Origin of the sequence: Sphingomonas sp. MS122 (assembly GCF_049532975.1) — a bacterium.
Taxonomy (GTDB): Bacteria; Pseudomonadota; Alphaproteobacteria; order Sphingomonadales; family Sphingomonadaceae; genus Sphingomonas.
Genome location: NZ_CP186695.1, coordinates 3826848 through 3851520 on the forward strand (window position 1 = coordinate 3826848; position 24673 = coordinate 3851520).

General features: G+C 67.8%; 27 protein-coding genes. 8 read left to right on the forward strand and 19 right to left on the reverse strand.

What is annotated here, in order from left to right:
* Positions 1–21 precede the first annotated feature (21 nt).
* Both ACO227_RS18225 and recR read right to left on the reverse strand, forming a co-directional pair.
* Complete coding sequence (locus tag ACO227_RS18225; protein WP_343519331.1) at positions 22–252, reverse strand: hypothetical protein; 231 nt, start codon at positions 250–252, stop codon at positions 22–24.
* Positions 249–845 carry a recombination mediator RecR gene (recR, locus tag ACO227_RS18230; RefSeq protein ID WP_423603813.1) on the reverse strand — a complete coding sequence of 199 codons (597 nt, stop codon included), beginning with the start codon at positions 843–845 and terminating at the stop codon, positions 249–251. The genes ACO227_RS18225 and recR overlap by 4 nt, the downstream gene beginning before the upstream one ends.
* Before the next feature lie 77 nt (positions 846–922).
* Between recR and fmt the strand changes: the two genes are divergently transcribed.
* Both fmt and truA read left to right on the forward strand, forming a co-directional pair.
* A complete protein-coding gene (gene fmt / locus ACO227_RS18235) occupies positions 923–1828 on the forward strand; it encodes a methionyl-tRNA formyltransferase (protein WP_423603814.1) in 906 nt (301 codons plus the stop codon).
* Positions 1825–2565: a tRNA pseudouridine(38-40) synthase TruA gene (gene truA, locus ACO227_RS18240; RefSeq protein WP_423603816.1), complete on the forward strand. Its 741-nt coding sequence runs from the start codon at positions 1825–1827 to the stop codon at positions 2563–2565. The genes fmt and truA overlap by 4 nt, the downstream gene beginning before the upstream one ends.
* 7 nt (positions 2566–2572) lie before the next feature.
* On the opposite strand, the gene ACO227_RS18245 is transcribed toward truA, so the two are convergent.
* The 10 genes from ACO227_RS18245 to ACO227_RS18290 form a co-directional block, all read right to left on the reverse strand.
* Positions 2573–3769 carry a class I SAM-dependent RNA methyltransferase gene (locus ACO227_RS18245; RefSeq protein WP_423603818.1) on the reverse strand — a complete coding sequence of 399 codons (1197 nt, stop codon included), beginning with the start codon at positions 3767–3769 and terminating at the stop codon, positions 2573–2575.
* Positions 3766–5178 (reverse strand): NAD(P)H-hydrate dehydratase, encoded by a 1413-nt coding sequence (locus tag ACO227_RS18250; protein WP_423603820.1) that lies wholly within the window; start codon positions 5176–5178, stop codon positions 3766–3768. The genes ACO227_RS18245 and ACO227_RS18250 overlap by 4 nt, the downstream gene beginning before the upstream one ends.
* Positions 5178–5888, reverse strand: coding sequence for an N-acetylmuramoyl-L-alanine amidase (locus tag ACO227_RS18255; protein WP_423603821.1), 711 nt, complete (start codon positions 5886–5888; stop codon positions 5178–5180). Before ACO227_RS18255 ends, ACO227_RS18250 begins: the two co-directional genes overlap by 1 nt.
* Positions 5889–5978: 90 nt before the next feature.
* Positions 5979–6845 (reverse strand): CheR family methyltransferase, encoded by an 867-nt coding sequence (locus tag ACO227_RS18260; RefSeq protein WP_423603823.1) that lies wholly within the window; start codon positions 6843–6845, stop codon positions 5979–5981.
* On the reverse strand, positions 6842–7900 hold the full coding sequence (locus ACO227_RS18265) for a chemotaxis protein CheB (RefSeq protein ID WP_423603824.1): 1059 nt from the start codon (positions 7898–7900) through the stop codon (positions 6842–6844). The genes ACO227_RS18260 and ACO227_RS18265 overlap by 4 nt, the downstream gene beginning before the upstream one ends.
* Before the next feature lie 11 nt (positions 7901–7911).
* Positions 7912–8277 (reverse strand): response regulator, encoded by a 366-nt coding sequence (locus tag ACO227_RS18270; RefSeq protein ID WP_265116739.1) that lies wholly within the window; start codon positions 8275–8277, stop codon positions 7912–7914.
* 76 nt (positions 8278–8353) lie between these two features.
* Positions 8354–8785, reverse strand: coding sequence for a chemotaxis protein CheW (locus ACO227_RS18275; protein ID WP_423603826.1), 432 nt, complete (start codon positions 8783–8785; stop codon positions 8354–8356).
* Positions 8785–11091 (reverse strand): chemotaxis protein CheA, encoded by a 2307-nt coding sequence (locus tag ACO227_RS18280; RefSeq protein WP_423603828.1) that lies wholly within the window; start codon positions 11089–11091, stop codon positions 8785–8787. The genes ACO227_RS18275 and ACO227_RS18280 overlap by 1 nt, the downstream gene beginning before the upstream one ends.
* 69 nt (positions 11092–11160) lie before the next feature.
* Complete coding sequence (locus ACO227_RS18285; protein WP_423603830.1) at positions 11161–12183, reverse strand: oxidoreductase; 1023 nt, start codon at positions 12181–12183, stop codon at positions 11161–11163.
* A gap of 20 nt (positions 12184–12203) precedes the next feature.
* The gene (locus ACO227_RS18290) at positions 12204–12848 is read right to left on the reverse strand and encodes a histidine phosphotransferase family protein (protein WP_423603832.1); all 645 of its coding nucleotides are present in this window, start codon (positions 12846–12848) and stop codon (positions 12204–12206) included.
* Positions 12849–12965: 117 nt separating this feature from the next.
* On the opposite strand from ACO227_RS18290, the gene ACO227_RS18295 reads away from it, so the two are divergent.
* Positions 12966–14255 (forward strand): serine hydrolase domain-containing protein, encoded by a 1290-nt coding sequence (locus ACO227_RS18295; protein WP_423603834.1) that lies wholly within the window; start codon positions 12966–12968, stop codon positions 14253–14255.
* A gap of 3 nt (positions 14256–14258) precedes the next feature.
* Here ACO227_RS18295 and ACO227_RS18300 read toward each other — a convergent pair whose 3' ends face one another.
* Positions 14259–14642: a winged helix-turn-helix transcriptional regulator gene (locus tag ACO227_RS18300; RefSeq protein ID WP_423603836.1), complete on the reverse strand. Its 384-nt coding sequence runs from the start codon at positions 14640–14642 to the stop codon at positions 14259–14261.
* A gap of 98 nt (positions 14643–14740) precedes the next feature.
* On the opposite strand from ACO227_RS18300, the gene ACO227_RS18305 reads away from it, so the two are divergent.
* The gene (locus ACO227_RS18305; protein ID WP_423603838.1) at positions 14741–15502 is read left to right on the forward strand and encodes an SDR family oxidoreductase; all 762 of its coding nucleotides are present in this window, start codon (positions 14741–14743) and stop codon (positions 15500–15502) included.
* Positions 15503–15518: 16 nt separating this feature from the next.
* On the opposite strand, the gene ACO227_RS18310 is transcribed toward ACO227_RS18305, so the two are convergent.
* Both ACO227_RS18310 and ACO227_RS18315 read right to left on the reverse strand, forming a co-directional pair.
* A complete protein-coding gene (locus tag ACO227_RS18310) occupies positions 15519–15665 on the reverse strand; it encodes a lmo0937 family membrane protein (RefSeq protein ID WP_423603840.1) in 147 nt (48 codons plus the stop codon).
* A gap of 137 nt (positions 15666–15802) precedes the next feature.
* Positions 15803–16180, reverse strand: a complete 378-nt coding sequence (locus ACO227_RS18315) for a M67 family metallopeptidase (protein WP_423603842.1) — start codon at positions 16178–16180, stop codon at positions 15803–15805.
* A gap of 46 nt (positions 16181–16226) precedes the next feature.
* Between ACO227_RS18315 and ACO227_RS18320 the strand changes: the two genes are divergently transcribed.
* From ACO227_RS18320 to mtgA, 3 genes are all read left to right on the forward strand, one after another.
* A complete protein-coding gene (locus ACO227_RS18320) occupies positions 16227–17180 on the forward strand; it encodes an RluA family pseudouridine synthase (protein WP_423603844.1) in 954 nt (317 codons plus the stop codon).
* Positions 17181–17263: 83 nt separating this feature from the next.
* Positions 17264–18169 (forward strand): RNA polymerase sigma factor RpoH, encoded by a 906-nt coding sequence (gene rpoH / locus ACO227_RS18325; RefSeq protein ID WP_423603845.1) that lies wholly within the window; start codon positions 17264–17266, stop codon positions 18167–18169.
* Positions 18170–18191: 22 nt separating this feature from the next.
* On the forward strand, positions 18192–18896 hold the full coding sequence (mtgA, locus tag ACO227_RS18330) for a monofunctional biosynthetic peptidoglycan transglycosylase (protein ID WP_423603847.1): 705 nt from the start codon (positions 18192–18194) through the stop codon (positions 18894–18896).
* An 85-nt stretch (positions 18897–18981) separates the two neighbouring features.
* Here the strand turns inward: mtgA and ACO227_RS18335 are convergent, their stop codons facing one another.
* The 4 genes from ACO227_RS18335 to ACO227_RS18350 all read right to left on the reverse strand — a co-directional run bounded on the left by ACO227_RS18335 (position 18982) and on the right by ACO227_RS18350 (position 22474).
* Complete coding sequence (locus ACO227_RS18335) at positions 18982–19296, reverse strand: hypothetical protein (RefSeq protein WP_423603849.1); 315 nt, start codon at positions 19294–19296, stop codon at positions 18982–18984.
* Between the two features lie 75 nt (positions 19297–19371).
* A complete protein-coding gene (locus tag ACO227_RS18340; RefSeq protein ID WP_423603851.1) occupies positions 19372–19695 on the reverse strand; it encodes a YbaB/EbfC family nucleoid-associated protein in 324 nt (107 codons plus the stop codon).
* Complete coding sequence (locus ACO227_RS18345; RefSeq protein ID WP_423603853.1) at positions 19692–21305, reverse strand: DNA polymerase III subunit gamma/tau; 1614 nt, start codon at positions 21303–21305, stop codon at positions 19692–19694. Before ACO227_RS18345 ends, ACO227_RS18340 begins: the two co-directional genes overlap by 4 nt.
* Before the next feature lie 65 nt (positions 21306–21370).
* Entirely contained in the window at positions 21371–22474 is a 1104-nt protein-coding gene (locus ACO227_RS18350; RefSeq protein WP_423603855.1) for a hypothetical protein, read from the reverse strand.
* A 218-nt stretch (positions 22475–22692) separates the two neighbouring features.
* Between ACO227_RS18350 and ACO227_RS18355 the strand changes: the two genes are divergently transcribed.
* Positions 22693–24663 (forward strand): ATP-binding protein, encoded by a 1971-nt coding sequence (locus ACO227_RS18355; RefSeq protein WP_423603857.1) that lies wholly within the window; start codon positions 22693–22695, stop codon positions 24661–24663.
* Positions 24664–24673: the final 10 nt, after the last annotated feature.

Consider the following 24673-nt stretch of genomic DNA (forward strand, 5'->3'; position numbering starts at 1 on the left):
TAGGTGCTGGAGGCGAACGGGTCAATCTGGCGCGCGGCGCAGAAATCCGATCAGCGTGAGCAGGAACGTGACCGGGATTCCCGCAAGCGCCGCCGCGATGCCGAACAGCCGGTAGAGATTGGCGGTGTAGGCACCGGTGACAAGATCGGCGAACTCGCCCTGTGGATTGTGGTCGAGCGCGATCGAGCACAGCAGCAAGCCGGCGAGACCGCCGATCATCAAGCCGACGAGCAGCGATCGTCCGAAGCTCATGCCACCGGCCGCCGCGCGCGCAGGGCCTGGGCGAGCGTGCCCTCGTCGAGATAGTCGAGCTCGCCGCCCACCGGCAGGCCATGCGCGAGCTGGGTGAGGCGCACGGGGTGTCCCTCGAGCCGCTCAGCGATGTAGTGAGCGGTGGTCTGGCCCTCGAGCGTGGCGTTCATCGCCAGCACCACTTCGTCGATCCCGCCCGCGGCGACGCGCGTGATCAGGCTGTCGATCGCGAGGTCCTCGGGCCGAATCCCGTCGAGCGCGGAGAGCTTGCCGCCGAGCACGTGGAAGCGGCCCGGGAACAGGCGCGAGCGTTCGAGCGCCCACAGGTCCGCCACCTCCTCGACCACGCAGAGCTGGCGCGTGTCGCGGCGCGGGTCGGCGCAGATCGCGCAGGGATCCGACGTGTCGACATTGCCGCAGGTCGAACAGGTGGCGAGGCGCTGGCTGACCGCAGTGAGCGCGGCGAGCAGCGGATCGAGCGCGGTCTCGCGCTTCTTGAGCAGGTGCAGCACCGCGCGCCGCGCCGAGCGCGGGCCGAGGCCGGGCAGGCGCGACAGGGCTTGGGTGAGGGTTTCGATCTCGGGCGAGGCCATGCGATGTTCCCTACCCGTTCGCGCGGGCGAAGGGAAGGATGGCGCAGCGGGGGCGAATGCGGCTAGAGGCGCAGCCCATGCGGATCATCTTCATGGGAACGCCCGAGTTCGCGGTGCCGACGCTCGATGCGCTGGTCGATGCGGGGCATGACGTGGTGGCGGCATACAGCCAGCCGCCGCGGGCGGGCGGGCGGCGCGGCAAGGCGCTGACCCCCTCCCCCGTCCATGCCCGCGCCGAAGCGCTGGGGATCGAGGTGCGCACGCCGTTGTCGTTCAAGCGCGATCCCGACGCGGTGGCTGCATTCGCCGCGCTGGGAGCCGACGTCGCGGTGGTCGCCGCCTATGGCCTGATCCTGCCGGTGAGCGTGCTGGAGGCGCCGCGGCTCGGCTGCATGAACGTCCATGCCTCGCTGCTCCCGCGCTGGCGCGGCGCGGCACCGATCCAGCGGGCGATCCTGGCCGGCGATGAAGAGACCGGGGTCGGGATCATGCAGATGGAGGCCGGGCTGGACACCGGGCCCGTTCGGCTTGAGGGGCGGACTTCCGTTGACGGCAAGACCGCGGGTGCGCTGACCGATGAGCTGGCGGCAATGGGCGCGCGGCTGATGGTTCAGGTGCTGGATAACCCGGAGGCCTATCCGGCGGTACCGCAGGCAGACGAAGGCGTGACCTACGCTTCGAAGATCGACAAGGCCGAGGCGCGACTGGACTTCGCACAGGATGCCGAGGCCGTGCTGCGTCAGGTGCTGGCGTTCAACCCGCCCGGGGCGTTCTTCGAGGTGGGTGGCGAGCGAGTCCGAGTGCTGGCGGCGGAGCTGGTGGATGCTGTGGCAGGAGACCCGGGGGTCGTGTTCGACGATCTCGAAATCGCCTGTGCCGAAGGAGTTATCCGCCCCACCCTCGTCCAGCGCGCCGGGCGTGGCATCATGACCACGGCGGAGCTGCTCAACGGCTTCCCCATTCCCGCAGGGACCCGGCTTTGACCCGCTTCGCGCTCACCATCGAATATGACGGCCGGCCGTTCATGGGCTGGCAGCATCAGGACCATGGCCCGAGCGTGCAGCAGGCGATCGAGGACGCGCTGCACGGGATCACCGGGGAGGATGCGCTGGTCCATGCCGCCGGGCGCACCGATGCGGGCGTCCATGCCCTCGCGATGCGCGCGCACACCGAGATCGACAAGGACATCGCCCCCTTCCGGCTGATGGAGGCGCTCAACGCGCATCTTCGCAATGTGCCGGTGGCGATCCTGGCGTGCGAGACGGTGGCCGACGACTGGCATGCGCGCTTCTCGTGCGTCGCGCGGCATTATGTGTACCGCATCGTCAATCGCCGTGCGCCGCTGACCTTCGACAAGGGGCTGAAGTGGCGCGTGCCGGCCGTGCTGGACGCGGCGGCGATGCACGACGCGGCGCAATTGCTGGTGGGGCTGCATGACTTCACCACCTTCCGCTCGGCGCACTGCCAGTCGGCGAGCGCGCTCAAGACGCTCGACCGGCTCGACGTGGTGCGCGAGGGCGAAGAGGTGCTGGTGCGTGCCTCGGCGCGCTCGTTCCTGCATCACCAGGTGCGCTCGATGGTCGGGTGCCTGGCGATGGTCGGGCGCGGGCAGTGGTCCACGGGGGATCTGCGCGATGCGCTGGAGGCGAAGGACCGCGCGGCGCTGGGGCTGAACGCACCGCCGGACGGGCTGTATTTCGTGCGGGCGGACTATCCCTGAACCGGCGCTAGCGGCTGAACCGCGCGGCCAGCTCGGCGTGGGTGGACCAGCGGAACTGGCCGACCGGAAGGACCCAGTCGAGCTGGTAACCGCCTTCGCACAACATCTTCGCATCGCGCGCGAAGGTATTGGGATTGCACGATACATAGGCGATCACCGGCGCCTTTGACGCCGCGAGCTGCTCGGCCTGTTCCTTGGCCCCGGCGCGCGGGGGATCGAGGATCACGGCGTCGAACAGGTCGAGCTCCTTCGCCACCAGCGGACGGCGGAACAGGTCGCGATGCTCGGCGAAGACCTGACGCTGGGCGCGCCCGGCGGCGGCCTTGAGCGAGAGGATCGCCTCGCGCGCGCCCTCCCCGGCATAGACCTTGGCGGCGGGGTCCATCGCCAGCGCGAAGGTGCCGAGCCCGGCGAACAGGTCGGCGACCGTCTTGGCGCCGCCGATGCCCTCGCGCACCGCGGCGACGAGCGCCGCTTCGCCCTCGGGCGTCGCCTGGAGGAAGCTGGCGGGCGGGAACGGCACGGGCACGCCGCCGAAGCTGACCGTGACCGGCTCGGGCTCCCAGCGCGGCTCGGGCCCGAGGCCGTCGTCGACCGACAGGCGCGCGAGGCCGTGGCGCTGGGCGAAGCTGGTCACCGCCTCGACCGCGGTGAGGCTGTCGGTGACGAGACCCTCGACCAGCACGTCCGGACCTTGGTCGGTGAGCGCGAGATGGACGTTGACCCGGCGATTGGCGGGGAGATGCGCGGCGAGCAGCCCGCGCAAGGGCTGGGGCAGCGCGAACAGGCGCGGGTCGAGGATCTCGCATTGCTGGAGGTCGATCAGGCGGTGGCTCGATTGCTCGGTGAAGCCGAGATGGACCTGCCGCCCGCGGCGCTCGGCATGGAGCGCGGCGCGGCGGCGGGTGCGCGGCAGGGAGAGCGCGGGCGCGCGGATTTCGGTCTCGAGACCCTGCTGCGCGAGCGCGCCGGCGATGCGGGCCGTCAGGAACTCGGCATAGGCCGCGTCGTCGAGATGCTGGAGCTGGCAGCCGCCGCATTCGGGGAAGTGACGGCATGGCGGCACCTGACGCCGCGGACCGGGCTTGAGCGTGCCGTCGGCGAGCAGCGTGTCGCCCGGCGCGGCGAGCGGGGCGTGGCGGCCGTCCGCCGTCACCCCGTCTCCACGCGCGGCGACGCGGACGATGGTCCCGGCTTCGCTCACAGGGTGTGCGCCAGCGCGTGGGGAAGTGCGTCGGCGAGCTCGTCGGCGAGGAAGCAGCGGTCGAGCAGGCGCGCGGCCTCGGCATGAAGCCAGACGCCGGCGGAGGCGGCTTCGAGCGGTGCGGAGGGGTTTTGGGCGAGCATCGTGGCGACGGCGCCTGCCAGCACGTCGCCCGTCCCCGCAACCGAAAGCCACGGGCTGGCGGCGAGCGCGACATTGGTCCGGCCGTCGGGGTGCGCGATCACCGTGTCGGCACCCTTGAACACGACCGTGGCATTGCTCCGGCGCGCGGCGTCCTGCGTGCGGACGACCTTGCTCGCGTCGCTCTCGCCGAACAACGCCGCGAACTCGCCCGCGTGCGGGGTCAGCACCGCCGGCGGCTCACGGGACGACAACCGGTCGAGGCCGACCAGATGCAGCGCGTCACCGTCGATCACCAGCGGATGCGGGCTCGCCAGCGCCGCCTCGAGCTTCTCGCGCGCACGGTCGTCGCGGCCGAGGCCGGGGCCGATGACCACCGCGCCGATGCGCTCGTCGTCCAGCGCGGCGGCACTCCAGCGGCGGCGGACGATGGCATGGGGGGGATGCGGCAGGCCGCCGGTGAGCAGCAGGACGTAGCCCGCGCCGGCGCCATAGGCGGCGCGCCCCGCCAGCTCCGACGCGCCGTGCATCGGGCCGGAGACGACCGCGACCATGCCGCGGCTGTACTTGTGCGAGGCGGGTCGAGGCTTCGCGATGCGCGGAACGCCAAGTGTCCGGACGGCTGATGCGGCGCCGATGTCGTCGAAGGCCAGCCCGATATCGATCGCACGCACGTTGCCGCAATGCGCGGCCGCGGGCTGAAGGACATGCGCGGGCTTGAGCGCGCCCAGCGCCAGCGTCACGCCGAAATCAGCGAGGTCTTGTCCGAAATCGCCGCCGGTGTCGGTGTCCACGCCGCTGGGCAGGTCGACCGCGATCGCCAGCCGCGCATGGCTCGCCAGCATCTTGATCGCATGCGCGACCGGCGCCGCGACGGGACGCGACAAGCCGGTGCCGAACAATGCGTCGATCACCACCGGTACGGGGCCTTCGGACAGCTCGCGGGGGAAAGGTCCGACCGGGCCGCTCCAGCCCTTGCGCGCTTGCGCCGCCGCCTCGGTCCGCGGATCGCCGAGCGCGGCGACGCGCACCCGCATCCCCTTTGCCGCCAGCACGCGCGCGGCGACATAGCCGTCCCCGCCATTGTTGCCCGGGCCGCACAGGATCAGCACTTCCGAACCGGCGGCAAGCCGATGGACCGCCTCGGCGACGCCGGTTCCGGCGCGCTCCATCAGCGAGGTCACGCTCGCGCCATTGGCGATCGCCCGCGCCTCGGCCGCGCGCATCTCGGCCGCGGTGAGGATCGGCGCCCCTTCGGGCACGCGCATCACGCGTCGCCCTGGGGCTTGGGCAGGAGGAGCGCGAGCAGGATCATGCGGCACTCGGCGTCGATCGTGCCGTCGACCAGCTCGGGCCGGAAGCGGCGCTGGAACGCCACCGTCGCGGCGAGCCCGTCGGTCACGTCGTAACCAAAGCGCTCGAGCGCGAGCAGGAAGCCGGCATCGGTCCAGCCGGGGTCCATGAGGTTCTTCGTCGGGCGCGGCAGCGCGAGCCGCAGCCGCGCGAGCTTGCCCCAGGGAAACAGCTCGCCCGGATCCTGCTTGCGCGCCGGCGCGATGTCGGAATGGCCGACGACGTTGCCGCGGGTGATATGGTAGCGATCCTTGATCGCCGCGGTCAGGCGGATCACCGAGTCGATCTGCTCGTCGGGAAACGGACGGTAGCCGAACTCATGGCCGGGATTGACGATCTCGATCCCGACCGAGGCCGAGTTGATGTCGGTCACCCCGCGCCAGTGCGACTTGCCCGCGTGCCAGGCACGGTTCGTTTCCTCGACGAGGCGCACGATCTGGCCGTCCTCGGCGACGAGCCAGTGGCTCGAGACCTTCGCCTCGGGGTCCCGCAGCCGCATGATCGCCTCCTCGGCGGTCTGCATGCCGGTATAGTGGAGCACGATGATGCTGATCGGCAGCTTGCGCGCGTCGAAATTGGGCGACGGCGCGTCGATCCAGTCGAATTCTGCCTTGTCCTGCATCATCGCTGCGAGGGATGCGGCGGCCCGCGCCGAAACGCAAGCCACGGCAGGTCGTGACGCGCCGAAACGCAGGTTCGGTTGGCCGGTGGCGACTCAGCCTGCGCAGGAGCGGAACGGCGCGACGTTGGCGTCTCCGGCGAGGTAGAGCCCGCGAAACTGGTCGCTCGGGCGAAAGGCGTCGGTCTGGCCGATCACGGTCTCGCCCGCGCCCAGCACCAGCAGACCGCCGTCGCGGGTCGCGTCGCGCAGCGTGCGGAACACCCGCGTGCGCACGTCGGCGGCGAAATAGAGCAGCACGTTGCGGCACAGCACCAGGTCGAACTTGCCCGCAGGCGGCGGATCCTTGGCGAGATTCTGCTGGCGGAACACGATGCGCCGGGCGAGCTCGGGCCGCACGACCCACTCGCCGTCGATGCTGTCGAACCAGTTCACCATGCGGCGCACGGGCAGGCCGCGCTGGATCTCGAACTGCGAGAAGCGGCCGGCCCGCGCCCGCGCCAGGGCGGCGGCGGAAACGTCGGTGGCGACGATCTCGGGCATCAGCATGCCGCGGCTCACCGCCGCCTCCTCGAACAGCATCGCCAGCGAATAGGGTTCCTGCCCCATCGAGCAGCCCGCCGACCAGATGCGCAGGCGGCGGCCCGGCGCGTCGGCCTGGAGCGCCTGCGCCGCCTCGACCACCAGGTCGAGCACCCCCGCGTCGCGGAAGAAGGAGGTCTCATGGTTGAGCAGCGCATCGACCACCGCGTCGGCGAGCGGGCCGTTGCGTTGGGCGGCGAGGCGTCCGATCAACTGGTCGAGCGTGTCGAGGTCGTTGGCGCGCAGCACCGGCTTCAGCGCCGTCTCGATGCGCCAGGCGCGGTTGGCGGCGATCTGCTGCCCGGTACGCTGTTCGAGCAGCGCGCCGATCACGCCCATCGCCCCGGTCGAGGCGAAGGCCTGGGGATGAAGCTGGATCATCCCGGCCTCCGCTGGCTGGCGATCATGCGCCCGATCTCGTCGGGCGGCAGCACCGCGCTGGCGCGCTCCGCGATCGCGCCGGGCATGCCCCAGACCACCGAACTCGCCTTGTCCTGGACGATCACGCTTCCCCCGGTATCGATCAGCCGCCGCGCCCCGATCGCCCCGTCGCGGCCCATGCCGGAGAGGATCACGCCGAGTCCGCGCGCGCCGAACAGCTCCGCCACCGAATCGAGCATCGGATCGACCGACGGCATGCAGCCGCTCGCGACGGATTCATGAGTCAATCGAATCGCGCAGCCGCCATCGCTGGTCCGCACGCAGCGGATATGCGCGTCGCCCGGGGCGACCACCATCCGGCCCGGGCGGATGCGCAGATGGTCGGTCGCGACCTCGCACGACCGCCCCGCGAGCACGGCGAGCTGCGCCGCGAAATAGCTCATGAACGACGCGGGCAGATGCTGGGTCACCAGGATCGGCGCCTGGAAGGCCGGCGGGATCGCGCGCAGCATCTGGCTCAGCGCATGGATGCCGCCGGTCGAGGCGCCTACCGCCACGATGTCGAACTCGCCCGGCGCATGCTCGGCATGGGCGGAGACGGCGGGGCTTCCCTCGGTATCGAACAGCCGGCCGAGACGGTCTTCGAGCACCGCCGCGAAGCGCCCGGCGAAGCTGCCGACGCCGGGCTTCACCAGCGTATCCGCGGCGCCGAGCGCCAGTGCCTGGACCGCCGCCGCGGCGCCATCGTCGGCGGCGGAGGAAACCACCAGGATCTTGGCCCCCTGCCCTGCCGCGACCAGGTCGGGCAGCGCGGTCAGGCCGTGCGTGCCGGGCATTTCGAGGTCGAGCAGGATCGCGTCGGCGCGCTCCCGGGCGAGAAAGGCGAGCGCGCTTTCGACATTGCCGACCGATCCGGCGACGCGGAACCGCGCCATCCCCTCGATCATGCGCCCGATCACCGCGCGGGCGACGACCGAATCATCGACGATCAGGACGGGGATGCCTTCGCTCGCGCGGTCCGGCGGAGGGCCGGCCGCGGCTGTGTTCCTGGCCATTGCCGCGGCCCTCAGGCGACGCCGACGATCTGGAGCTTGCTCTCGAGCGTCTCGCGGTCGAACGGCTTCATGACGTATTCGTCGGCGCCAGCCTCGATCGCGGCGCGGATATAGGCCATGCCGTTCTCGGTGGTGCAGAACACGACCTTGGGCTTTTCGGGGATGCCGCTGTCCTTGAGCGCGCGCAGGAAGTCCATCCCGCTCATTACCGGCATGTTCCAGTCGAGCAGCACCACGTCGGGCACCGAATCGAGGCACGCGTCGAGCGCCTCGCGCCCGTCGCCGGCCTCGCGCACCTCGAAGTTGAGCGTTTCGAGGATGTGCCGCGCCACTTTGCGGATCACCTTGGAATCATCGACGACGAGGCAGGTCTTCATGTTGGTCCGTTCCCGGATTTAGGCGCGTTCACCAGCAGTTGTGCCCGAAAGATGTAAGCACGGCGTTAATGTCGTTTCAGGCGGCCTGGGCATGCACGCCCGACGGCACGAGCGCGGTCAGGTCGATCGCCAGGATCGGCTCGCCATCGCGCTCGACCAGCCCGTGCCCCGCGCGCTGCCACGCCTCCGACAAGGGCACGCCCGAGGCGAGCGGCTGCAGCGCGAACGGCGCGACGTCGTCGAGCGCATCGACCAGCAGCGCATAATGGTGCCCGTCGACGCGCGTGATCACCGCGCGGCTGGCGCCCTGCCCGCCCGCCATGCCGAGCGCGGCGACCGTGTCGATCACGGTGACGACGCGGCTGCGCAGCGCGGCGAGCCCGCGGACATGGCCGCCGGCGCGCGGCACCGCCACGATCGTGCCGATATCGACCACCGATTCGACCTGGTCGGCGTCGATCGCCACCGCCTGGCCCGCGACGTGCGCGATCAGGTAAAGCTTCTCCATCATGCCTCCCGCCGAGCCACGCTGGCGAGCGCGCCGAGCAGCGCGTCGCGATCGTAGCGATAGATGCTGCCGTCGCCGCCGCCGCCGCGCTTGCTGCGCAGGCGCACCACGGGCGCCCGTGCCGGATGCCCCTCCATGGGCCCGTCGAGCGCGAGCACGACATCGGCCGGCTCGCCCGGGTCGAGGGTGACGCGATAGCCCGCGCTTTCGAGCATCGGGCGGACGAAGGTGCGCATCCAGCCATCGTCCCCGCCGGTGAGCAGGCAGAGCGGCGCGCCGTCAGCGTCGTCGTCGGGCTCGCCATGCTCGGCGAACAGCCAGTGCGGGTCGAGCAGCTCGACCGGCTCGTCGTGGAGCAGCACCGCGCCGGCGATCGGCCCTGGCTGGGCGGCGCGCGCGATCTCGGGCGGAAGCGTCACGATATCTGCCGCTTCGGCAATGGCATAGCCGATCTCGCTCACACCGTCTTTGAGGCGAAGCACCGACCAGTGCGGGGCGCCGGCGAGCTCCCGCCGGGCGACCAGCGGCAGGATCATCCCGTCGATGGTGAGCCGCATCCGGCCCGCGGCGTGACGGATCGCGTCGGGATCGACCTGCTCGATGCGGTCGACCACGGCGAGCGGCACCGCGCGGCGCGCGCCGTCGAGATCGACGAAGATCAGCGCGGCGATGCCCTCGGCTTCGGCCTCGCCGGTCTCTTCGGCCTCGTCGGCCAGCACCTCGCGCACGAACTGCAGCCCGGCGTCGCGCGCGATTCCCGCGCAGTCGAGCAGCAGCATCGGGCAACCGCTGTCGGGCAGGGTCTGCCCCGCATAGATGCCCGTCGCCATGATCGCGGGCGCGGCGGGCTTGATCACCAGCTCCTCATTGTCGAGCACGTCGTCGACGCGCAGCGCGTAGCTGCCCTCGCCCACGCTGACGATCGCCAGCATGCTGCGCATCGCGCAGACATTGTCGGCGATGCCCAGCACCTGCGCGAGCTCGACCAAAGGCAGGCGGCGGTCGCGCACGGTGACCACCTCGGCGCTGCCGATACGGTCGATGCGGATCGCTTCATTGGCTTCGCTGACGATCTCCTCGATCGCCTGGCGCGGCACCGCGAAGCGCTGGCCGCCCGCCGCCACCACGATCGTCGGGATGATCGACAGGGTCAGCGGGACATGGATCAGGATGCGCAGGCCCTTGCCGCGCTCGCTGTCGAGGTCGACGCGGCCGCCGATCTGCTCGATGCCCGAGCGGACCACGTCCATGCCGACGCCGCGGCCCGAGACCTCGGAAACCTCGTCCTTGCTGGTGAGGCCCGGCTCGAACACCAGGGCGAGCTTGGCGCGTTCGCTGAGCGCGCGCAGCATGCGTTCGTCGCGGCCGGTGTCGGCGAGCTTGCGGATCAGCCGGTCGGTATCGATGCCGCGGCCGTCATCGGCGACCTCGACCACGATCTGGTTGCCCGACTGGCGCGCCGAGACGCTGAGCCGGCCATTCTCGCGCTTGCCCGCGGCCCGGCGCTCGACCGGCGCCTCGATGCCGTGATCGATGGCGTTGCGGATGATGTGGACCAGCGGATCGCGCAGCACCTCGATCATCTCGCGGTCGAGCTCGACCTCGGCGCCGTCGATCTGGAGGCTGACCGACTTGCCGAGGCTCGCCGCGGTATCGCGCACCATGCGCGGCAGCGCGGAGAACAGCGCGTCGATCTTCTGCATGCGCGTGCGCGTGACGGTGTCGCGCAGGTCGGCGACGGTGGCCGACATGCGCTCGAGCGCCGCTTCGACCTGGGGGTCGATCTCGACGTTGCGCAGGCGCCGCGACAGCTCGTTGCGCGCGAGCACCATGTCGGACATGCCGCTCATCATGCGGTCGAGCAGATCGACGTTCAGGCGGACGCTGCGCGCCGGCGCGCGCTGCGCGGCGGGCGTGGCGGCCTGGATGACCTCGTCGGATCCCTCGGCGAGCGCCGCGATCAGCAAATCCTCGCCATGCGCGTCGAGCGCGCTGCCCGAATCGATCGCCTCGACCAGCTCGCCGATGCGGTCGACCACCGCGAGCACGGCGTTGACCAGCGCGCGGTCGGGCACGCGCTCGCCAGCGCGCACCGCGGCGAGCACGTCCTCGGCGGCGTGGCTCAGGCGCGCGAGCCGCGGCAGGTCGAGGAAGCCGCAGCTGCCCTTGACCGTGTGGACGAAGCGGAAGATCGCGTCGAGCCGCGCGCGATCGTCCGGATTCGCCTCCCAGGCGACGATCTCGCCCGACAGCGTTTCCAGCGTCTCACGCGTTTCCGCGATGAACTCTTGCAGCAGGTCGTCCACGGCTCCCCCACACGTACATGGCGGTCATGGACGGGCAGGCGTTAAGACGTGGTTAGCCAGAACGGGTTTTCAGCCGAGCGCGATCTCGCGCCGAGTTTCCGAGCTGCGCAGCCCGGCGTCGAGCAATTCCATCACGGCGATCGCGTCGGCGGCGGGGACCGGGTTCGGCCCCTCTCCGCGCACGGCGGCGGCGAGCGCCTGCCAGAACAGGCGATAATCGCCCCGGGCATTCGGCACCGCGACCGGCGCTTCGCCCGCGCGGATCAGGACGCCGGGGGCCGGATCGTGCCCCCAGCCCTCGCCGCCCGGCCGCTCGCCCGCGACGGTCGCCGCCTCCTGCGGGTCGATGCCGTGCTTGATCCAGCTCCCCTGCGTGCCGTGCACCGCGAAGCGCAGACCATGGTCTGCGACGAGCTTGCTCGAATGGAGCAGCACGCGCCGCCCGGGATAGCGCAGCACGGCGTGGAAATAGTCGGGCGCCGGCGCGCCTTCGCGCAGCGTCGCGATATCCGCGGCGATCGCCAGCGGGCGCCCGAACAGCTGCAGCGCCTGGTCGACCAGATGCGGGCCGAGGTCGAGCCACGCCCCGCCCGGACGCGCTTCCTTCCACACATCCGCCGGAACCGGGCGCCAGCGATCGAAATGGCTCTCGAGCTGGACGACCTCGCCCAGCACGCCCGCCGCGATCAGCTCGCGAAGCGTCAGGAAATCGGCGTCCCAACGGCGGTTCTGGAAGGCGGTCACCACCACCCCCGCCGCCTCGCCCTCGGCCGCCACCGCCCGCGCATCCGCCAGCGTCGTCGCGAAGGGCTTGTCGACCAGCACATGCTTGCCCGCGCGGATCGCGGCGAGCGCATGGCCGGCGTGCAGCGCGTCGGGGCTCGAGACGACCACGAGGTCGATGCCCGGTTCCGCCAGCAGCGCCGCGACATCGGGCACCACTTGCATCCCCGGCAGGTCGGCATGCACCTTGGCCGGATCGCGGGACACCACCGCGCGCAGCGCCATCCCCGGCGTGACCCCGACATAAGGCGCATGGAACGCCCGCCCGCCCAGGCCATAGCCGATCAGTCCGACGCCGACCTCGCCCATCGCCTCGATCTCCGCCGGTGTCAGCCCGCCTTGAACGCCGCCCCGAACAGCAGCACCTCGGCCTCGGGCGGCGAGACCTGGAGCTCGCCCCCGCCCTGCTCGACCAGCTGGTGCACCAGATAGGCTGCGGCCGCGCGCGGGGTGACGGGGGCGTCGCCGGTATCGCCGGTGAGCGCGCCGCGCAGCTCCTGGTCGAGCACGATGCGCGGCCCTTCCGCGCGCACCACGATCTCGACCGTGCCGTCATGCGCCTCGGCGCCGATGTCGAGCTGCCCGCCGCGCACCAGCGCGTCGCCGCCGATCAGCGCGAGGTTGAGCAGCACCTTGATCACCTGCTTGGGCAGCACCGGATCCTCGACCATCCAGCCGATCGAGACGCGGTGATTGTCGCCGAACAGCCCCTCGATCGCCGCCTGCGCCTCGCGCGTGTCGACCGTGTCGCCGAACCCGCCCGCGGCGCCGAACGCCAGGCGGAAGAATTTGAGCTTGTTGGCGCTCGCCTTGGCGCTCTCGGCGAGCAGTTCGAGGCACCGCGCGCGCATCTCCGGGTCATGCTCGTCGGCCAGCAGCTCCAGTCCGTTGTTGAGCGCGCCCACCGGACTGAGCAGGTCGTGGCACAGGCGCGAGCAGAGCAGGCTGGCGAAGTCGGTCGGCGAAATGTTCATGAATGCTCCGGTGATCCGCGCAACTCTTTGGCGCAGCGGCGGCATCGCTGCAAGCGAACGATCTTTCGTCCCGACGCGAAGCCCGTTAGCCTCGTCCGAAAGCGACGGAGGGGATTCATGCGCCATATGACGATGACAGCGTTGACCGGCTTGTTCCTGCTCGCCGCGCCCGCGCCGACGCTGGCGCAGGCGCGGCCGGCGGCGGAGACGCCGCGCATCGACAAGCTTCGGATAGATCGGGCGCGCATCGACCGCATGCTCGCGGCGATGGTCGAGGACGGCCGCGCCACCGGCGTTTCGGCGCTGGTGTGGAAGGACGGGCGCGAGGTCTATTTCGGCGCTCAGGGCGCCGCCGATCGCGAGGGCGGCAAGCCCTTCCGCCGCGACACGCTGGTGCAGATCTGGTCGATGACCAAGCCGGTGACGGGCGTCGCGCTGATGCAGCTGTGGGAGCAGGGCAAGTTCCGGCTCGACGATCCCCTCGCCCGCTATCTGCCGGCGTTCGCGGGCGCAATGGTGCAGGACGGCACCGACGCCGCGGGCAAGCCGCTATGGCGTGCCGCGAGCCGCCCGATCACGATCCGCGACGTGCTGCGCCACACCGCCGGCTTCGCCTATGGCGATGGCCCCACCGCGGCGCACAAGGCGTTCGCCGCCGCCAATCCGCTCAATCTCGACAACGATCTCGCCGAATTCGGCCGCCGCCTCGCCACGGTGCCGCTGCTCTCTGAGCCCGGCACCGAATGGCACTACAGCGCCGCGGTCGACGTCCAGGCGCTGCTGGTCGAGCGGCTCTCGGGGATCAAGTTCGCCGACTATGTCCGCACGCACATCTTCGAACCGCTGAAGATGCGCGAGGCGGCGTGGCACCAGCCGATGGACCGCCTCCCCCGCCTCGCCGCCACCTATCTGAAGCAGGATGGCAAGCTCGTCCGCCAGGCCGACGAAATGACGCAGCGCATGAATTTCCCGGGCGCGAAGCTGACGATGGGCGGCGCCGGCATCGTCGCGCCGATCGACGATTACATGCGTTTCGCCCGCATGCTGCTGAACGGCGGCGAGCTCGACGGCGCGCGCATCCTCAAGCCCGCCACGATCCGGCTGATGGCGACCGACCAGCTCGATCCCGCGATCAAGGAACGGGAATGGTTGCCGGGCAAGATCGACGGCGGGTTCGGCTTCGACTTCGCGGTGCGCACGGCGCGACCTGGAACGCCCGAGCGCAATCGCGGCGCGGTCGGCGAATTCTTCTGGGACGGCGCGGCCTCGACCCTGTTCTGGGTCGATCCGGCCAACCGCATGGCGGTGGTATTCTTCACCCAGACGATGCCGTTCGATGGCACGCTGCACACCGATATCCGCAAGGCGGTGTACGGCGCGGACTATCGGGGGCCGGAAGGGAACTGAACCTCAACGCTCGCGCGCGTCGAACGTCTCGCGCGCCGCCGCCACGCCCTCGAGGTTCGCCTCGGCCCAGAGCCATACGCCGCAGAACGCCTCGCCCAGGCTCTCGCCCAGCGGGGTCAGGCGATAGTCGACGCGAGGCGGCACGACCGGATGCACGGTGCGCGTCACCATCCCGTCGCGCTCCATCCGCCGCAGCGTCTGGGTGAGCATCTTCTGGCTGATGTCGGGGATCAGTTTCGAGATCTGGGTGAAGCGCAGCTCGCCCTTGTCCTCCAGCGTCTCCAGGATGATCATCGTCCACTTGTCGGCAATCGCACCGATCAGGTCGTTCACCAGCGCATCGACCCGCGGATCGTCCGCATGCCACTCGCCCACGCCAACCGCCATCTCACACTCTCTTTCTGGTAAGTATAAATCTTTTGGGTGCCTTCTTTCTGTTGGAAAGTAATACGCTACATCGCCGCCATCAAGCAAGGAGGCACCCCATGAAGCGCACTGGAAACACCATCCTCATCACTGGCGGCGGGTCGGGAATCGGCGAAGCGCTGGCGCAGCGGTTCCACGACGCCGGCAACACCGTGATCATCGCCGGCCGCCGCCGCGACGCGCTCGAGGCCGCGATCGCGGGCCGCGCGAACATGCATGCGATGACGCTCGACATCGAAAGCGCCGACGCGATCGAGGCCTTCGCGAAGACGCTGGTCGCGGCGCACCCCGCGCTCAACGTCGTCATCAACAATGCCGGCATCATGCGCTACGAGGACATCGGCGCGCGCCGGGACCTCGCCGATGCCGAGGCCACGATCACCACCAACCTGCTCGGCCCGATCCGCCTCAACAACGCGCTGGTCGATCATCTCAAGGCGCAGGCGGATGCCGCGATCGTCAACGTCACCTCGGGCCTCGCCTTCGTGCCGCTGGTCGCTGCCTCCACCTACAGCGCGACCAAGGCGGCGATCCACAGCTACACCATCTCGCTGCGCGACGCGCTGGCAGGGCAGGTCGAAGTGATCGAGCTGGCGCCTCCCGCGGTGCAGACCGACCTGACCCCGGGCCAGCGCACGCGCGAAGGCTATCAGCCGCTCGACGAGTTCGCCGACGAGGTGGTGGCGCTGTTCGGCCAGTCGCCGACCCCGGCGGAAATCCTGGTCGAGCGCGTCAAGTTCCTGCGCTTTGCCGAAGCCGAGGGGCGGTTCGATGCCGCGCTGGAGGCGATCACGCAGCTGGCCAGGGGAAGCGGGCACTGACCCGCTCCGGCGAACTTCACACCCCGCGGCGACCGCGCAGGAACTGCACGACGATCACCACCAGGGCGATCACCAGAAGCAGGTGAATGAGGCCGCTGCCGATCTGCAGGCTGAACCCCAGCAGCCAAAGGATGATGAGAATGATGGCGATGGTCCAAAGCATGAGACTCTCCCTGCGATTTCAATGGCGAACGCATGTCGAGTCAGGAACGTTCCCGGCGTCGCATGAACGCGCCGGCACCGCTCAATGGATGCGCGGCATGAGCGGAAGCGTGACGACGGGCGAGCGGCCGGCTGAGGTCAGCGGACTTCGAGCTGCACCGCCGCGAACCGGCCGTGCCGCGCGCCGTCTTCCACGGCCCGCCACGCAGTGACCGTCCCACCGGCAACGATCAGCCAGAGCCTGCCGTCGGGTGCCGCCATCGCCGCATCGGTGGCGGAAGGCGCGGCATCGCCCGACGGATGGGAGTGCCAATAGCCGGCCAGCCGCGGCCCGCCGCCACGCTCCGCACGCAATGCCGTGAACAGCGCGGTCGGATCGATCTCGAAATGGCGGTGCGGATCGGCTGCGACGTTCGCCGTCTCGCTCCAGCTCGAAATGGCGCCATCCGCACCGAATAGCAGGCCGCATGCCTCTTGCGGGGCCACCGCCTTGCATTTCTGAACGAGTTCGTTCAATATATCTCTTGAAATGGCCAGCATCGTTCCTATCTCCCCTATCAGAATGAGCCGGGGGGTTTCCACGTTCGAAGCACGCGTTTCTCCGCAAGCGGATGGCTGGCGGCTGGACCGGGCTTTGGCCGACGCGCTGCCCACGCTGTCTCGCGAGCGCATCAAGGCGCTGATCTCGACCGGCAACGTCACCGGCCCCGAGGGCCCGGTGCGCGATCCCAAGAAGAAGGCGCCGGGCGGTGCGTTGTTCCGCATCGACGTCCCCGCGCCCGCCGAAGCGCATAACGAGCCGCAGGAAATCGAGCTGAACGTGGTGTTCGAGGATGAGCACCTGATCGTCATCGACAAGCAGGCCGGCCTCGTCGTCCATCCGGCGGCGGGCAATCTCGACGGGACGCTGGTCAACGCGCTGCTGCATCACTGTCGGGGCAGCCTGTCGGGCATCGGCGGAGTCGCGCGGCCGGGGATCGTCCACCGCATCGACAAGGACACGTCGGGGCTGATGGTCGCCGCCAAGACCGATCGCGCGCATGTCGGCCTGGCGCGCCAGTTCAAGGCGCACTCGATCGACCGTCGCTACAAGGCGATCGTCTCGGGCCGGCCGAAGACGGGAAGCGGCACGATCGACGCACCGCTCGGCCGCTCGCCGCAGAACCGCAAGAAGATGGCGATCGTTTCGGGCGGCAAGCGCGCCGTGACACACTGGCAATTGTGTCAACTTCGTCAACTCGACGAAGCGGCGTTGGTCGAATGCAGGCTTGAGACGGGGCGCACCCATCAGGTACGCGTCCACATGGCCTCGATCGGCCACCCCTTGATCGGGGACCCGGTCTATGGCAGAACGAAAAAGGAACATCGTGAGGTGCTGGAAACCCTGGGTTTCCATCGTCAGGCCTTACACGCGGCGCATTTGGGGTTTATCCATCCCATCAATAGCCACGCTTTGGCTTTCGATAGCGAAATGCCTGCCGACATGCAGGAACTGTTCGATAGGCTCGTCGTATAGGTTCATTGGCCCGTCTTCGGAGGGTCGCACGCCATCCTCGCCGCAACAGGGGGGAAGGTTCTAGCAAAGGGAGTAAGTGATCAATGGCAAGCGGAAGCAACGTCCCGGCGACGATCCCCGCACTGGGCGGTGAGGCGAGCCTCAACCGCTATCTGGCCGAGATCAAGAAGTTTCCGATCCTGGCGCCCGAGCAGGAATACATGCTCGCCAAGCGCTTCCAGGAGCATGGCGATCCCGAAGCTGCGGCGCAGCTCGTGACCTCGCACCTGCGCCTCGTCGCCAAGATCGCGATGGGCTACCGCGGCTATGGCCTGCCGGTGTCCGAGCTGATCTCCGAGGGCAATATCGGCCTGATGCAGGGCGTGAAGAAGTTCGAGCCCGACCGGGGCTTCCGCCTCGCCACCTATGCGATGTGGTGGATCCGCGCTTCGATCCAGGAATTCATCCTGCGCTCGTGGAGCCTGGTGAAGATGGGCACCACCGCCGCGCAGAAGAAGCTGTTCTTCAACCTGCGCCGGATGAAGGCCAAGCTCGACGCGTTCGAGGACGGCGACCTTTCCCCCGAGCATCTCGCCAAGATCGCCAAGGATCTGGGCGTGACCGAGGAAGAGGTCACCTCGATGAACCGCCGCATGGCGATGGGCGGCGACACGTCGCTCAACGTGCCGATGCGCGAGGACGGCGAGGGTCAGTGGCAGGACTGGCTGCAGGACGACAGCGCGCTGCAGGACGAAGTCGTCGCCGAGGCGCAGGAGGCTGACGTCCGCCACGGCATGCTGGTCGAGGCGATGGACGAGCTCAACGAGCGCGAGAAGCACATCCTCACCGAGCGCCGCCTGACCGACGATCCCAAGACGCTCGAGGAGCTCAGCCAGGTCTATGGCGTGTCGCGCGAGCGCGTCCGCCAGATCGAGGTGCGCGCGTTCGAGAAGCTGCAAAAGGCGATGATGCGGCTGGCGGGCGACCGCCGGCTGCTCACCGTCGGCTGATCGCGCGACGGGGGGCTAAGCGTTGGCAGCGGCGGGAAAGCGGTCCTGGGGCCGCCGGCTCATCGTCTGGGCCGGCAAGGCGCTGCTGATCTTCGTGTTCGGCTCGCTGCTGCTGGTCGCGCTGTTCCGCTTCGTCCCCCCGCCCTTCACGCTGACGATGGCGGGCGACCTGGTCTCGGGCCATGGCATCACCAAGCACTGGGTGCCGCTCGACCGCATCGATCCCGACATGGCCCGTGCCGCGATCGCCGCGGAGGATTCGTCCTTCTGCACGCATGGCGGGTTCGACTATGATTCGATCGCCGCGGCGATGTACCGCAACGCCAAAGGCGGCAAGGTGCTGCGCGGCGGCTCGACGATCAGCCAGCAGACCGCCAAGAACGTCTTCCTGTGGCAAGGCGGCGGCTATTTCCGCAAGGGCCTGGAGGCGTGGTTCACGGTGCTGATCGAGCTGATCTGGCCCAAGAAGCGGATCATGGAGGTCTATCTCAACGTCGCCGAGACCGGCATCGGCACCTATGGCGTCGAGGCCGGCGCGCAGCGCTATTTCAGGCACGGCGCGGCGAACATGACCCGCGCCGAGGCCGCGCGCATCGCCGCGGTGCTCCCGCTGCCCAAGAAAAGGGCGGGTGTCGCCCCGAGGGGCTTCACCCGCCGCTACGGCAATTCGATCGCCGCGCGGATCGGCGTGGTTCAGCGGGAAGGGTTGGACGCCTGCCTGCGCTGAGCCTTGCCAGAAAACACTTTCCTACACGCCGCCGATCTGAAACGTTCCCCTGACGTTCTTTCTCATCGTCAGGAAGCCCGCGCGGTTACTTGGTCGTCTCTTCCGCGCCCTTCTCGATCCGGTCGCCAGCCTTCTTGGCCGCGTCGCCGACCTTCTCGGCACCGTCGCCGACGCTCTTCGCTGCCTCGGCGATGGCGTCGTCCTTGCGCGTCTCGCTGCTGTTCTCGTTGAAGAAGTAGAAGGCGCCGACCACGACGATGATCAGGGCGATGATCCCGAGGATCAGACCACCGCCTCCGCCGCGGCGCTCGACGATGGTCGTGGTGCCGCCGGTATCGCGTTCGGTCACGCGCTCCGCGGTCACCCCGTCATCACGTTCGACAATCCGTTCGTCAGCCATTTCGCATCTCCCGTTGTGGGTTCAGACGGCGACACTAACGGCTGCGGCGAAGCGATTGTTCCCGTTGTGAAATATTCAGAAAGGCAGCTTGAAGCCCGGGGGCAGCGGGATGCCGCTGGAAAGCTTCGACATTTCGGTCTGCGCCGCGGCGTCGGCCTTGGTCCGCGCATCGTTGAGCGCGGCGGCGATCAGGTCCTCGAGCATCTGCTTCTCGCTCGGCGCGAGCAGGCTCTCGTCGATGTCGACGCCGATGATGCGGCCCTTGGCGCTGGCCTTGACCTTGACCAGCCCGCCGCCCGAGGCGCCCTCGACCTCGATCGTGTCGAGATTGGCCTGGGCCTTGGTCAGCTCGCTCTGGACGTTCTGCGCCATGGCCATGATGTCTTCGATGCTCTTCATGCGGTCCTCCGGGTCGGGGTCCAGCCGATCAGCTCGGCGTCGGGAAATGCTTCGAGCGCGGCGGCGACGACCGGCGAGGCCAGCACCGCATCGCGCTCCGCCGCGGCTTCGGCGGCCTTGATCTCGGCGAGCGTCTGCCCGCCCGGCGCCGCGGTCACCTTCAAGGACCAGCGCTTGCCGAGATGCCGGCGGAGCGCCTGCTCGAAATCGCTGACCAGGTCGGCCGGCAGGCCCTGGCTGCTCACCTCGATCACCGGTTCGTTGAACGCGATGACGCGGATGAGGTTGCGGGCGCGCGCCGCGACGTGATGCTCGTGCGCCGCCTCGAGCCGCGCCAGCACCTCGGCGAGGTCGCGCGGCGCGGGCGGCTCGGCCGGGGCCGCGGGCGCCGCGGCGGGCGCGGCGGCGACCGGCATGCCGTCGGCCAGCTTGCGCGCCAGCTCGCCCGGGTCGGGCAGGGTCGAGGCGTGGATGACGCGGAGCAGCGCCATCTCGCACGCCTCGATCGGAAGCGCCGCCTTCGCCACCTCGTCATGGCCCTTGAGCAGCAGCTGCCACAACCGATGCAGCGCGGGGAAGCCGAGCTTCGCGGCCCATTCCGCCAGCGCCGCGGTCTCCTCGGCGGCCTGGCCGGGGATCGCCTCGTTGCCGAGCTTCGACAGCGTCACGCGGTGGACGGTCTCGAGCAGCGATTTCAGCACCGCCTGCGGATCGACGCCGAGGTCGTACTGGTCGCGCAGCGCCGACAGCGCGCCCGGGCCGTCGCCTGCGATCACCAGCCCGAACAGCGCGCGGATGGCGTTGCGGTCGGACAGGCCGAGCATCGCCCGCACCGCCTCCGCCGTCACCGCCCCGCCCTCCATGCCGGCATGGGCGATCGCCTGGTCGAGGATCGACAGGCCGTCGCGCGCCGAGCCCTCCGCCGCGCGGGCGATCATCGCCAGCGCCTCGGGCTCCGCCTCGGCGCCTTCGGCCGCCACCACCTCGGCGAAATGCGCCGCGAGCTTCTCGGCCGGGATGCGGCGCAGGTCGAAGCGCTGGCAGCGCGAGAGCACCGTCACCGGCACCTTCTGCACCTCGGTCGTCGCGAACAGGAACTTCACATGGCCCGGCGGCTCCTCCAAGGTCTTCAAGAGCGCGTTGAACGCGTTCTTCGACAGCATGTGGACTTCGTCGATGATGTAGATCTTGTAGCGCGCCGACACCGCCGCATAGCGCGAGGCGTCGATGATCTCGCGCACGTCGTCGACGCCGGTGTGGCTCGCCGCGTCCATCTCGATCACGTCGATGTGCCGCCCCTCGGCGATCGCGCGGCACGGCTCGCACACGCCGCACGGATCGATCGTCGGCCCGCCCTGCCCGTCCGGCCCGATGCAGTTCAAGGCCTTGGCGATCAGCCGCGCGGTCGAGGTCTTGCCGACCCCGCGCACGCCCGTCAGCAGAAACGCATGCGCCAGCCGGTCGCGCTTGATCGCGTTGCCGAGCGTCTGCACCATCGCATCCTGCCCGATCAGCTGGGCAAAGGTCTGCGGCCGGTATTTGCGCGCGAGCACGCGATAGACGGCGTCGCGCGGCTGCGGGGGTTCACCGAGATCGAGGGAGTCGGACATGCGGACGCCAACCTAGCGACCCGATGCGCAATCCGCCATGCCCCGATGTGGGGGGATGCGCGATTTCAAGTCATGGTGAGCGTTTCCTCTCCTTCCCATGCTTCATCGGCAACCGTCTCCCCACGGCACCGCGCGAGCCAGGCTTCGCGCTCGACATGGCCGGCGGCGACGAAGGGGGCGAGTTCCCGCTCGCGCAGTGTTTCAAGCGCCTCCTCTTCTTCGGGCGTCAGCTCGCGCCCATATCCCTCCTCGCCCGGCTCACCATTTTCCTCGCCGATGAAATCCGCGGGCGGCGGAAAGTTGGTACGCCAATCATCACGATAGTCACACCACCAGACGCGCTGGGCACGCCGTTCCTGGTCAAGTTGACGAAGTTGACACAATTCGCGGGTCATCTCGTCCATCTCCGGCTCCGGCTCGGGCTCCGGCGGCGCGAGCTGGACCAGGCCGGCGGCTTCGGCACGGGCCCATTGCTCGGCGGTCCAGCCCGCACGCCCGGCGGGATCGAGATCGGCGGTGGATATTCCTTGCCCGTCATCAACATGGGTGCGCAGCCAGCGGTCGGCGCGGGCGAGCGCGCGGATCGGGGCGAGATCGTCCTCGCGCGCCTCCCCCGCGACCGCGCCGAGCCGCGCGGCGAGGAACAGGCCGGCTCGGGCGGGCGCGGCCTCTTGCGCGATCAGGTCGAGCAGCTGCTCGAAATCGGCGGCGGCGAGGCGCACGGCGGCGGCATTGGCGTCAGTACAGGCGGCATCGGCGCGCTTGTCGAGCCGGTTGAGCATGCGGAACGCCAGGGCATTGTCGTGGCGGTGGCGGGTGGTGGTGCGGCCGTCATCGGTGGTGACGCTTTCACGCACGCCGTTGAACGCGCGGTCCATCAGCTCGTCGGCGAGCGCGTCGCGCGCGTGGAGCAGCGCCGCGTCCCAGCCGAGGCGGAAGGCGGCGCCGCGCGCGGCGGTGCGCAGCGCATAGGCCGACTGGCGCGACATGCCGACGATGGCGCAGGCCTGGCCGACATTGTGCCCCCGCGACAGAGCGACGAGGAAGCGCTTCTGCTTGTCCGCGGTCCAGCCGTCGTAACGCGTGGTATCGGGGACGCCGGGCTCGAGCTCGTGGAAGGCGGCGTGGTCGAAGGTGAGGTCAGCTTCGGTCGGCGTGATCGCGTTCATGGTCGGTCCTCTCGTGTGGTTTGGAGGACCGGTTAGGTATGCCGGAACGGGGGCTGTAGGAAAGTTCTATTTTTGTTCTAGATCGGGGGGCAGTGAGGAGACCGATACACGCTGGGACGTAAAGAGGTTGCGCTACGCTACCCGACATCCTGACGGAGCTAAATGTATTCCATTCGTGGTCATTCTTCGCTTAAGTTACCCAAAGGGGAGCGGAACGAATGCCAGAACTAAAGAAACCGGATATGGTTGCGGTGCTAGAGCGTACCAACCTAGCGCGGCACATCGGCGGATTCTTGCTCCCGGTGTTTGAGGCTGTTTCAAATTCAATCCACTCCATCTCCGAGAAAATTCCAGCCAAGGATGTTCAGAGTCTAGGTAAGATTCTAATCAACGTGGTCGATGGCAGTGATATCGGTAAATTTTCCATCACAATAACCGACAACGGATCTGGACTAGATAACAAAAACTTCGATGCCTTTTTGACGCCTTTTACCGGAAACAAGCTTCGGAAAAATGGTAAAGGCTTCGGAAGATTCATTGCCTTCAAAGTATTTGAACGGATCGAGTACGAGAGCCGGCTGAGAGGATCCGATATCACATTTCGATTTCTCTTCGACGTTTATCAGGAAGAGGAAGTTATAAGACTCAGGGGCCGCCGAGACTTCGCCTTCGATGAAGGTTGCGCAGTCCGCTACTCCGAGGTCAGGGAAGAATACGTCAAACGGTGGCAAGAGTTGGGTGAGAAGTCGTTCCTCAACCACATCACTCAAAATTTTCTTACCTATCTGGTCAATGGGCAAATGCCAGATACAAAAGTCGTTTATAACGGGTCTGAGACTGATTTGCGTACCCACTTCGTAAAGGTATTTCATTACGAAGAGAGCCACGATTTCAAACTGACCTTAGACGGACGAGAATATAAATTTCGGCTAGACGTTTCGCGAGCGGATCGTAACGCGCCATTTGAGCGCCACGCCTTGCTGTTCTTCGCAGATAGCAGAATTCTAGGCAAAGGTCGCCCGATCGAAGCGAAGCTCGGGCGCACATCCTTCCAGCGAACCGATGGCAGTGAGTACGTCATCATCGCTTCCGTCAGCGGAGATTTTCTCGACGAGAACGCAAATAACGATCGAACGTTTCTTGAAGCATCCGAGAAAGATATCGCTGAGATCGTAGACAAAGCGTGCTCATTCATCATGGAGACCGAGAAAGATCAGAACGAGCAGATAAAAACGGAGCAACGCAATAACGTCGCAGAAATACTACAGTCCCACCCCCTCCTTCGCTTTGGCCTAGCCGGGAAGACCGTCGAGCAATATGTGGATAAGAAACCAAACAACTGGAACACCGAGCGATTTGTTTCCGACCTTTCGATTCAAAGATTAAGAGCAGAGAGACGCTGGACGTCTTATCTCAAAGAGACAATTGAAGATGACGTAAAATTTCAAGAACGAAAAGATCAATTACTTTCTCAAGTGACCGACACCTACAGAGATGCACTAAGCGAATACGTCGTTCACCGTCGAGCAGTTATTGAAATTGCAGATCGCCTAAGGCGACTCGATTCGTCATCTAAAATGCATCCAGAAGATGCCGTCCATGAGCTGATATTTCCGCGCAATACGGATTCGACGACGACAAAATATTACCAACATAACTTATGGCTGCTAGATGAACGCCTGTCGTTTGTCTCATATGTATCGAGCGACCGAACGCTCCATGGAGGACGGCGCTCCTCTGGAGATAAAGTAATCGACATAGGCTTCTACGACGAGGTGTTTGTTGCAGGTGGCCAAGGCACTTCCGCAGTAATGGTAGTAGAATTCAAGCGTCCAGGCCGCGATGACTACCGAGCGGGCAAGGATGGATCTGATCCTGTTAAGCAGATTCAGGACACTGTTTCGCAGATCCGCACCCGAGGATCATTCATTACAAAAGACGGCGCCACTATCGCAGTCGCCTCCACAACGCTCATAAACGCGTTCATTATTGCCGATATCGAACCGTCACTACGACAAGTTGGAGAATATTACGACTTTCAAACCGCTTGGGACAACAAAAGCATGTTCCATTATCATAAAAACAATAAGATTTACACGGAGATATTCGGCTACGACAAACTACTGGAAGACGCGAAAAAGCGAAACGGACCGTTCTTCGACGTTCTAATGAAGGACTTTGGCAACTGATTGAACGGGC

Excerpts from the sequence above, each read along its gene's own strand:
- ACO227_RS18225 (WP_343519331.1), bottom strand. The coding sequence starts at position 252 with ATGAGCTTCGGACGATCGCTGCTCGTCGGCTTGATGATCGGCGGTCTC.
- recR (WP_423603813.1), bottom strand. The coding sequence starts at position 845 with ATGGCCTCGCCCGAGATCGAAACCCTCACCCAAGCCCTGTCGCGCCTG.
- fmt (WP_423603814.1), top strand. The coding sequence starts at position 923 with ATGCGGATCATCTTCATGGGAACGCCCGAGTTCGCGGTGCCGACGCTC.
- ACO227_RS18250 (WP_423603820.1), bottom strand. The coding sequence starts at position 5,178 with ATGCGCGTGCCCGAAGGGGCGCCGATCCTCACCGCGGCCGAGATGCGC.
- ACO227_RS18255 (WP_423603821.1), bottom strand. The coding sequence starts at position 5,888 with ATGATGCAGGACAAGGCAGAATTCGACTGGATCGACGCGCCGTCGCCC.
- ACO227_RS18260 (WP_423603823.1), bottom strand. The coding sequence starts at position 6,845 with ATGATCCAGCTTCATCCCCAGGCCTTCGCCTCGACCGGGGCGATGGGC.
- ACO227_RS18265 (WP_423603824.1), bottom strand. The coding sequence starts at position 7,900 with ATGGCCAGGAACACAGCCGCGGCCGGCCCTCCGCCGGACCGCGCGAGC.
- ACO227_RS18270 (WP_265116739.1), bottom strand. The coding sequence starts at position 8,277 with ATGAAGACCTGCCTCGTCGTCGATGATTCCAAGGTGATCCGCAAAGTG.
- ACO227_RS18275 (WP_423603826.1), bottom strand. The coding sequence starts at position 8,785 with ATGGAGAAGCTTTACCTGATCGCGCACGTCGCGGGCCAGGCGGTGGCG.
- ACO227_RS18285 (WP_423603830.1), bottom strand. The coding sequence starts at position 12,183 with ATGGGCGAGGTCGGCGTCGGACTGATCGGCTATGGCCTGGGCGGGCGG.
- ACO227_RS18290 (WP_423603832.1), bottom strand. The coding sequence starts at position 12,848 with ATGAACATTTCGCCGACCGACTTCGCCAGCCTGCTCTGCTCGCGCCTG.
- ACO227_RS18295 (WP_423603834.1), top strand. The coding sequence starts at position 12,966 with ATGCGCCATATGACGATGACAGCGTTGACCGGCTTGTTCCTGCTCGCC.
- ACO227_RS18300 (WP_423603836.1), bottom strand. The coding sequence starts at position 14,642 with ATGGCGGTTGGCGTGGGCGAGTGGCATGCGGACGATCCGCGGGTCGAT.
- ACO227_RS18305 (WP_423603838.1), top strand. The coding sequence starts at position 14,741 with ATGAAGCGCACTGGAAACACCATCCTCATCACTGGCGGCGGGTCGGGA.
- ACO227_RS18310 (WP_423603840.1), bottom strand. The coding sequence starts at position 15,665 with ATGCTTTGGACCATCGCCATCATTCTCATCATCCTTTGGCTGCTGGGG.
- ACO227_RS18320 (WP_423603844.1), top strand. The coding sequence starts at position 16,227 with ATGAGCCGGGGGGTTTCCACGTTCGAAGCACGCGTTTCTCCGCAAGCG.
- rpoH (WP_423603845.1), top strand. The coding sequence starts at position 17,264 with ATGGCAAGCGGAAGCAACGTCCCGGCGACGATCCCCGCACTGGGCGGT.
- ACO227_RS18335 (WP_423603849.1), bottom strand. The coding sequence starts at position 19,296 with ATGGCTGACGAACGGATTGTCGAACGTGATGACGGGGTGACCGCGGAG.
- ACO227_RS18340 (WP_423603851.1), bottom strand. The coding sequence starts at position 19,695 with ATGAAGAGCATCGAAGACATCATGGCCATGGCGCAGAACGTCCAGAGC.
- ACO227_RS18345 (WP_423603853.1), bottom strand. The coding sequence starts at position 21,305 with ATGTCCGACTCCCTCGATCTCGGTGAACCCCCGCAGCCGCGCGACGCC.
- ACO227_RS18350 (WP_423603855.1), bottom strand. The coding sequence starts at position 22,474 with ATGAACGCGATCACGCCGACCGAAGCTGACCTCACCTTCGACCACGCC.
- ACO227_RS18355 (WP_423603857.1), top strand. The coding sequence starts at position 22,693 with ATGCCAGAACTAAAGAAACCGGATATGGTTGCGGTGCTAGAGCGTACC.